Consider the following 1,784-nt stretch of genomic DNA (forward strand, 5'->3'; position numbering starts at 1 on the left):
GTCGTGGCGGGCGGCGGCCCGGCGGGTGCGGCCGCCGCCCTCGCCCTGGTCCGGGCCGGCCGGACGGTGCTGCTGGCCGACGCCGGACGCGGCCCGGCCCCGGTCGGCGAGGCGCTGCCGGCCGCGGCCCGCGCCCTGCTGCGCGACCTGGGCGCGGACGGCGCCCTGGCGGACGGCCACCTCCCCTGCCCGGCCAACCGCTCCGCGTGGGGCGGCCCGGCGCTCGCCTCGACCGACAGCATCCTCGACCCGCACGGCCACGGCTGGCACCTCAACCGCCCCCGCTTCGACCGCCACCTGCGCGCCCGCGCCCGCGCCCAGGGCGTCCGCCTCGCCGAGCGCACCGCCGCGCGCCCGCTGGCCCGCACCCCCGACGGCGGCTGGACGGTGCGGCTGGGCGAGCAGGGCGCCGTCCGCTGCCGGTGGCTGGTGGACGCCACCGGCCGCCGGGCCGCCGTCGCCACCGCCCACGGGGCCCGGCGGCTGGTCGGTGACCGGCTGCTCGCCGTCCACCTCACCCTCGGCCCCGCCGCGGGAGGGGCCGACACCACCACCACGGTCGAGGCGGCCCCCGACGGCTGGTGGTACACCGCACCGCTGCCCACCGGCCGCCGCCTGCTCGCCTGGTACACCGACGCCGACCTGCCCGCCGCCCGGACCGCCCTGCCGTCCGGCCTCGCGGCCACCCGGCACGTCGGCCCCCTCGCCGGTGCCCACCCGTGGCCCCCCGGCACCGCGCCCCGGCGCGCGCCCGCCCACACCGCGCACCTCGACACCGTGCACGGCGACGGCTGGACGGCGGCCGGGGACGCCGCCGCCGCGTTCGACCCGCTGTCCTCGCAGGGCATCCTGACCGCCCTGTTCACCGGCCTGCGGGCCGGACAGGCCGTACACGCCCACCTGGACGGCGACCCGGACGCACTGCCCGGCTACGCCCGCGACGTCGCCGCCGTCCGCTCGCTCTACCTGCGCAACCACCGCACCCACTACGCCGCCGAACAGCGCTGGCCCGACCGGCCGTTCTGGCAGCGCCGCCACACCCCCACCGCCCACGAGGAGACCCCCGCATGAGCACCGAGCACCTGCCCGACACCCTGAGCGCCGACGCCGCCGACCGGCACGGCCACCGCTTCCTGCTGATCGGCCGGAAGAAGGTCTTCAGCTACCACCTGGGCCTGTACGAGGTGCCGGTCCACGCCTTCCAGCTGATCACCTCCTTCGACCTGCCCACCGCCCTGCTCGACACCTACCTGGCGGACCTCGCCGCGCACGAGGACCAGCAGGTCCACTACTCGCTGTTCTCCGAGGGCCACTGGCCGCTGAGCGAGATCACCGGGGGCACCCGGACCTCGCTGCCGGTCGAGTTGGAACGCGTCACCATCGACGCCCAGGGCAAGCGGAAGTTCACCCCCCTCCTGGACGCCGTCGACGCCGGCTGCCGCAAGGACGACGTGGTGCACTACCGGCCGCTCGTCCGCGACGCCGGCTACCCCGACTTCCTGACCGAACTGGTCTTCGGCCAGGGCGACGAGGTCCACCTCGCCCACGCCCTGGCCGGCGCCCCGAACTGGGACGAGGTGGTCACCACCGTCGACCCGCAGGGCTTCCGGCCCGCCGACCTGGCCCCCGCGGCCACCCTCACCGTCCCCACCGTCAAGGACCCGCACGCCGCCGTCCCGAAGAGCCCGCTGGCCTCCGGCACCCGCTACGAGGGGAGGATCGGCGAGCGCGCCGTCTCCTTCACCGTCGGCCGCCAGGGGTGGTGGAACCACACCTCCCTCAAC

At 77.6% G+C, this 1,784-nt stretch carries 2 protein-coding genes; both read left to right on the top strand.

Annotated features, from left to right (window positions below; translation table 11 throughout):
- On the top strand, window positions 1-1,071 hold a 1,071-nt coding region (locus ACFUEL_RS39285; protein WP_380242952.1), incomplete at its 5' end, for a tryptophan 7-halogenase.
- Window positions 1,068-1,784: hypothetical protein (locus ACFUEL_RS39290; RefSeq protein ID WP_380242954.1), on the top strand; the 717-nt coding region annotated here is incomplete at its 3' end. The genes ACFUEL_RS39285 and ACFUEL_RS39290, both read left to right, overlap by 4 nt.

Source organism: Kitasatospora sp. NPDC057198 (genome assembly GCF_042670125.1).
GTDB lineage: Bacteria > Actinomycetota > Actinomycetes > Streptomycetales > Streptomycetaceae > Kitasatospora.